This window comes from Streptomyces solincola (assembly GCF_002982015.1).
Taxonomy (GTDB): Bacteria; Actinomycetota; Actinomycetes; order Streptomycetales; family Streptomycetaceae; genus Streptomyces; species Streptomyces solincola.
The window spans coordinates 1-5,094 of the sequence record NZ_PVLV01000594.1 but is presented as its reverse complement, the minus strand read 5'-3'; the positions used below and the strand labels follow the sequence as shown (position 1 = coordinate 5,094).

General features: G+C 71.2%; 3 protein-coding genes and 2 pseudogenes. 2 read left to right on the top strand and 3 right to left on the bottom strand.

The genetic code is table 11. The features are described 5' to 3' along the window. The first annotated feature begins 28 nt into the window (after positions 1–28). Complete coding sequence (locus C6N75_RS27885; protein WP_105871636.1) at positions 29–631, top strand: nicotinamidase; 603 nt, start codon at positions 29–31, stop codon at positions 629–631. A 247-nt stretch (positions 632–878) separates the two neighbouring features. On the opposite strand, the pseudogene C6N75_RS27880 reads toward C6N75_RS27885, so the two are convergent. Together C6N75_RS27880 and C6N75_RS27875 are read right to left on the bottom strand one after the other, a co-directional pair. Beyond that, a pseudogene (locus tag C6N75_RS27880) lies at positions 879–1,187 on the bottom strand (hypothetical protein); the annotation flags it as partial. A 132-nt stretch (positions 1,188–1,319) separates the two neighbouring features. Continuing rightward, positions 1,320–3,761 (bottom strand): immune inhibitor A domain-containing protein, encoded by a 2,442-nt coding sequence (locus C6N75_RS27875; RefSeq protein WP_105871635.1) that lies wholly within the window; start codon positions 3,759–3,761, stop codon positions 1,320–1,322. Positions 3,762–4,242: 481 nt separating this feature from the next. Between C6N75_RS27875 and C6N75_RS27870 the strand changes: the two genes are divergently transcribed. After that, entirely contained in the window at positions 4,243–4,542 is a 300-nt protein-coding gene (locus C6N75_RS27870; RefSeq protein WP_105871634.1) for a hypothetical protein, read from the top strand. Positions 4,543–4,564: 22 nt separating this feature from the next. Here C6N75_RS27870 and C6N75_RS27865 read toward each other — a convergent pair. Next, a pseudogene (locus C6N75_RS27865) lies at positions 4,565–5,062 on the bottom strand (RDD family protein); the annotation flags it as partial. Between the last annotated feature and the right edge of the window lie 32 nt (positions 5,063–5,094).

Sequence of the window (5,094 nt, the reverse complement as noted above, 5' to 3'; positions counted from 1 at the left end):
GTCCCCACCCCACCGAAGGGCGTCCGCCATGCACCGGGCACTGATCGTCGTCGACGTACAGAACGACTTCTGCGAGGGCGGCAGCCTCGCCGTGACCGGGGCCGCGGACGTGGCCGCGGCCATCACCGACCTGGTCGGCGAGGCGGCCGGGGCGGTCTACCGGCACGTGGTGGCGACCCGGGACCACCACATCGACCCGGGCGGCCACTTCTCCGACCAGCCGGACTACGTGGACTCCTGGCCGGTGCACTGCGTGGCCGGCACCGAGGGCGCCGGCTTCCACCCGAACTTCGCGCCCGCCGTGGCGTCCGGCGCCATCGACGCGGTCTTCGACAAGGGCGCGTACGCGGCCGCGTACAGCGGTTTCGAGGGGACGGACGAGAACGAGACCGGGCTGGCGCAGTGGCTGCGCGAGCGGGGGGTGACCGAGGTGGACGTGGTCGGCGTCGCCACCGACCACTGCGTGCGCGCCACCGCGCTGGACGCGGTCCGCGCGGGCTTCCGCACCCAGGTGCTGCTGGACCTGACGGCCGGGGTGGCCGAGGAGACCAGCGAGCGCGCCCTGGAGGAGCTGCGGGCGGCCGGCGTGGAGCTGACCGGCAAGCCGGTCGTCCAGCCCGCCGAGCGCTGAGGCGACCGGGGCCGTCCGGGCCGCCGCCTCAGTGGGTGCCCGTGCGGCGGCCGTCCTCGCGAGCGCGCGGGCCGTCGTCCCGGGGGCCGCGTCCGGCGCCGTCGCCGGGCGCGAGCAGGCCGTCGCGGGGTTCGGCCGAGCGCCAGAAGAGCGGGCGGGAACCGCTCCGGGGAGCCGGCGGCCGGGCCACCGGCGCCTGGGCTTGCGGGGCAGCGGGGGCATGCGCCTGCGGGGCGGCGGTGCGGGCGGCCTGCGGGCGGCGCGGCAGGGCGCGGATGGGGTGCCACAGCTCGGCGTCGCCCTGCGGCAGGGTCCGCCAGAGCAGCCCCTCCGGGTGGTGCAGCACGGCGGTGACCTCGTCCGGGGTGGGCGGGTGGGTGTTGCCCCGGAGGTAGACGGCGCGCAGGCCGAGGTTGCGGAGCCGGGTCAGGGCGCGCGGGCGGTTGACGGCGTGCACCAGGACGCGCACCGAGGAGCCGTCGCCGGCCGGACTGGGCAGGCCGAGCGCGACGACCACACTGCCGCCGGGCAGCCTGCTGAATCCTCCGCCGGGCATCCCCGTCCTCCTTCTCGCGTCGCCGGTGCCGTCCGGGTGTCAATAAGCGCCGAGCCCCATGCACCTAAACACGATCGGCCGCCGCCCGCTAGAGGGCGACGGCCGATCATGCTGTGACCTGCGGTTTTACTGTTACTTAGAGGACGGACCGACCTTGATCTTGATCGTCTGCCCGTTCCTCGGCTGGTCGACGATGGAGATCTTGGTGTTGGTGTCAGTTACCTTGACGCCGGCCCGCTCGGTCTCCTGGTACCAGTAGACGCCCTTGCGGTCGTCGAAGGCCGGGACGCCGGCCAGCGACGGGACGCGCACCGGCACGTTCGCCTTGTGCAGGGTGAGCGCGTCCGTGCGGTAGAGGCTGAAGGGCGAGTCGTACGCCTGGACGCGGTTGCGCTGGAGCGTGCCGTCCTTCCACTTCAGCGGCTTGGCGTGGGCGTCGACCGGCAGGATCAGGCCCTGGCCCGGGTGGACGGCGGTGTTGTTGTCCTTCTGGGAGGTGTCCCACTGCCAGACCAGCAGGCCGGTCTGGTACGGGTAGTGCTCCACCCAGCCGTCCTTCGGCGCGGTGAAGCCGAAGTTGTACGGGCCGGTCTTCAGGGTCCTGTCGTACGAGACGTACTGCCGGTTCTCGGCGATGTAGTACTGCTCGTAGGCGTTGGTGAAGGCGGCGCCGATGCGCGAGAAGCCCTTCGCCGTCCAGCCGTTGTCGCCGTTCTCGGCGCCGTCGGTGAAGACCGCCGCGCCGTCCGCGGTGAGCGCGATGGAGTCGGCGGTGAAGCCCTTGCCGCCCGCGCCGCCGTCGGTCTGGTAGCGGAAGCGGAGGTCGAACTTCTTGCCGGCGTACGCGTCGAGCGGGTACACGAGCTTCTGGTACGAGCCGGAGACGTCGGTCAGCGCGGGGGCGCCGGAGGCGTCGGCCGGGATGGCCTTGCCGTTGGCGGTGCCGGCCAGCGCGGTCCAGCTCTTGCCGCCGTCTGTGGACACCTCGGTGTAGAGGTAGTCGTAGTCCTTCTCGATGTCCCACCAGCCGTCCAGGGCCAGTTCGGCCTTGGACTTGCCGGTGAGGTCGACGGAGCGGGTGAGGGTGTTCTTCAGGTCGTCGCCCATGTCGCTCCACCACTGGGTGGCGCCCTGGGCGGGCTTCACGACCGAGGTGGTGACGTTCTTCTTGGGCAGTTCGACGACGACGGCCTGCGGGTTCTTGGTGTTGTACGCCGAGACGCCCAGCGTGTGCGTCGACTTGGTCGCCGCCTTGGCCTTCTCGTAGTTCAGCCAGCCGAGCTGGAGCTTGTCCCACGAGGTCATGTCGCCGGGCAGGTCGCCGATCTCGGTCTTGCCGGTGCCCAGCCAGGAACCGGAGGACATCAGCGACCAGAAGCCGGTGGAGTTCTCCGCGCCGGGCTGGCCGGAGGTGTCGTAGAGGTCCGGCAGGCCGAGGTCGTGGCCGTACTCGTGGGCGAAGACGCCCAGTCCGCCGTTCTCCGGCTGCATGGTGTAGTCGCCGACCCAGATGCCGCTGTTGCCGATCTGGGTGCCGCCGGCCTTGTTGCTCGCCGGGCCGGTCTTGCCGGCGTCGGTGCCGTAGGCGTACCAGCGGTGCGCCCACAGGGCGTTGGTGCCCTCGGCGCCGCCGCCCGCGGACTCGTCCTCGCCGGCGTGCACGATCTGGAAGTGGTCGATGTAGCCGTCGGGCTCGTTGAAGTTGCCGTCGGCGTCGAAGTCGTAGCGGTCCCACTGGTCGTACTGGGCGAGCTGCGCCTTGATCTGGGCGTCGGTCCTGCCGGCCGCCTTCTGCTGCGCCGACCAGGCGGTCACGCCGTCGCGGACGGCGTCCCACACGTTGGCGCAGTTGGTCGAGCCGCAGTAGTTGGAACCGTAACGGGCCTCGTTGTACTGGACCTTGACCCAGTCGGAGACCGTGCCGTCGACCGAGTAGCGACCCGAGGAGGTCTTCTCGTAGTAGGTCTTCAGCGACTCCTTCTTCTTGCCGGTCTTCTTGTCCGTGCCGGTGCCGAAGTAGAGGTCCTGGAAGTGCTGCCGGTTGTAGTCCTTCTGCCAGGCCGTGGAGTTGTCGACCTTGCGGTCGGGCTCGGCTATCCGGTTGTGCTGGGGGCCGGGCGTGCCGCCGTACTTCGGCTTCAGGTCCGGGGTGTCGTCGTCGGCGCGGTCGACGAGGGTGGTGTCGTCCACCTTGTCGCCGAACTCGACCAGGATGGTGAAGATCTTGTCGGTCTTCTCACGGCCGAGCTCGACGTACTTCTTGTCGTCCAGCTTGACGACCTTGGAGGCGCCCCTGCGCTCCACCTTGAGGTCGCCGGCCAGCACCTGCTCCAGCGCGGCCTCGCGCTGCTGGGCCTGCTGCCTGCTGAACGGGCCGTCGAGGTCGTGGTCGACCTTGGCGGCGTGGTCGTGCCCGGGAACCCCGTGCGCACCGGGCGCGGGGTCGTGGCGCTCCACGGAGCGAACCGGGCGGTTGTCGGCCTGCGCCGTGGTGAGGGCGGAGGCGGTGGCGGCGGTGGCGGCGAGCGCCACAAGCACCGCGGACGTCCTGAACGCCCGTCGTCTGCTGGTCACTTGATCTTGTCCTCCCCGCGCTCCGGGCACCGCGGATGGGGGGTCGAAGTGTTTATCCGCGTGCGGAGTCGCGTCACAAGTGACGACATTCGACCGGATGGTGGCGCGAAAAGACAGACCTTGACTTGTGAGGAGTGTGTGCTCTATGTGGACACGTCAACCCGGATTACGGACATGTCGACAACGCGACGCGCGGCGGGGTGGTCCGGGCGCCGGGAGGCGGCGGCGGGACACCGGGGCCGGACATGGCGGTGTCGGTCCGAGCCCGGCCCGGCTCCCCCGGCTTCGACCCCGTGCGCCCCCCGTGCACCGGTACCGTGGGTCAACTCACGCTTACTGCCGGTTCCTTCGGGGCATCCACCCTCGTAGAGTCGAAGCAGGGCGGCCTTTCCCCGAGGGCCGCGCGCTCTCGCAGGCCAGCAATCCCCGTACGCCCCCGCACAGGCCCTCGTCTCCCACCCTCCCGAGGACGGAAGCCGCCATGCCGCGTCCGATCACCGCACAGCTCGCGTACGGTTCGGCCACCACCGTCCTCGCGACCGTCACCCTGCTGCTCGCCTCCGGCGCCACCAGCGGTCCGGACGTCGCGCTGGTGGGGGTGGCGTCCCTGCTGCTCGGGGTGCTCGTCGCGGTGGGCGTACGCCTCCCCGCCGCGCTGCGGGCACGCGCGAAGGCCCGGACCGCCGGGCGGCACACCGCCGCCCCGACAACCGGGCCCTACGCCCGCCGCCCGCGGGCCGGGGCCGAGACCCCGGCGCGCGAGCACTCCCTGCGCCGCTGAACCCCCGCCGCCGTCGACCCGGTCAGCGGGGAGTCGTCGACACCACCACGGTCTTCGCGGCCTTGTCGTGCAGGCCCTGCCGGTACGGCTTGTCGACCAGGATGAGGATCAGGATCAGCAGCGGCCACAGGCAGGCGCAGCAGATCAGCGCGGGCAGCCAGAGCACGATGGCGCGGATCAGCGCGGCGTTGGTGTCCGGCACCCGGCCGTCGTTGAGCATCCCGACCCGCAGGCCCATCAGCCGCTTGCCGAGCGTCTGGCCGTTCCTCCGGTGGAAGAAGGTGTCGTAGGCGACGTACGCCACGATGGTGATGAGCTGGAACACCACCTGCCCGGTGCTGCTCGACGTCCAGACGTCCGCCACGTCCTCGTCCGTCACCCGGCGGTAGATGTCGAACGGGATGCCGATGATCGCCAGCGGGATGGCGACGATCACCCAGTCGACGAGCCGCGCCATGATGCGCCGCCCGATCGGCGCGAGCGGCGGCATCCCGGCCAGCGGATCGCCCGCCCCGCCGTACCCTGTCTCTTATACACATCTCCGAGCCCACG

Excerpts from the sequence above, each read along its gene's own strand:
- C6N75_RS27870 (WP_105871634.1), top strand. The coding sequence starts at position 4,243 with ATGCCGCGTCCGATCACCGCACAGCTCGCGTACGGTTCGGCCACCACC.
- C6N75_RS27885 (WP_105871636.1), top strand. The coding sequence starts at position 29 with ATGCACCGGGCACTGATCGTCGTCGACGTACAGAACGACTTCTGCGAG.